Origin of the sequence: Corallococcus sp. AB030, assembly GCF_003668965.1 — a bacterium.
Lineage (GTDB): Bacteria > Myxococcota > Myxococcia > Myxococcales > Myxococcaceae > Corallococcus > Corallococcus exiguus.
On the sequence record NZ_RAWQ01000469.1, the window covers coordinates 1 to 954 of the forward strand.

1 protein-coding gene is annotated in these 954 nt (G+C 73.1%); it reads right to left on the minus strand.

Translation table 11 applies throughout. From position 1 onward, the window contains the following. The coding region (locus D7Y15_RS43640) for an ABC transporter permease (protein ID WP_233605334.1) at window positions 1–922 on the minus strand (922 nt) is incomplete at its 3' end. Between the last annotated feature and the right edge of the window lie 32 nt (window positions 923–954).

A 954-nucleotide genomic window follows, 5' to 3' on the forward strand; every position in this document is an offset into this window, starting at 1 on the left:
CGCCCAGCGCCATGCGGATGCCCAGCTCGCGCGTGCGCTGGCTCACCGTGTACGCCAGCACGCCGTACAGCCCCACGCCCGCCAGCGTCAGCGCGAGCACCGCCATGGCCGTGAGCAGGCCGCCCATCACCCGCGTGCGGCCCAGGCTCTCCTCCACCACGGCCTCCAGGTCGCGCACCTGGACCAGCGGCAGGCTTGGATCCACCGCGCGAAGCTGTTCGCGCAGCGCGGGCAGCAGCGCCTGTGAGTCCCGGGTGGCGCGGACGGCGACGACCATGAACAGGCCCTCGAATTGATCCATGGGCAGGTACACCTCCGCGCGCGGCTCCTCCGCGAGGCTCGCGTGGTGCACGTCTCCCACCACGCCCACCACCTCCCGGAACGGCTCGCCGTCGAGCGTCAGTCGTGCGCGCTGGCCCAACGCGGAGCCCTTTGAAAGGAAGCGCCGCGCGAAGGTCTCGTTGACCACCATCACCGGCGCCGCGCCCGCGCCGTCCGTGGCGTTCACGTCGCGACCCTCCTTCAGTGGGATGCGCAGCGTGGCGAAGTAGCCGTCGCTCACCGCGCGGAAGTTGACCGCTTCGCGCGCCTGGGCCTCCGCCTCCGTCTCACCGGGCAGCACCACCGCGCTGAAGCCGTTGCGGTTCCACAGCGGCAGCGTGCTGGCCAGTCCCGCGGACTGCACCGACGGCAACGCCCGCACCCGCGCCAGCAGCTCCGTACTCACCTGCCGTCGGCGGGTGTCATCCCTCCCGTAGGCCTCGCGGGGGAATGACAGGTCCATCGCGCTGACGCCTCGCGGGTCGAAGCCCGGCGCCACGGCATGCAGCGCATGGAGCGTGCGCAGCATCAGGCCCGCGCCCACCAGCGGCACGAGCGCCAGCGCGACCTGCGCGACCACCAGCACGGCCCTCGCACGCATCGGGCCGGTCGCGCCCTTCCCCCCGCGAAGCC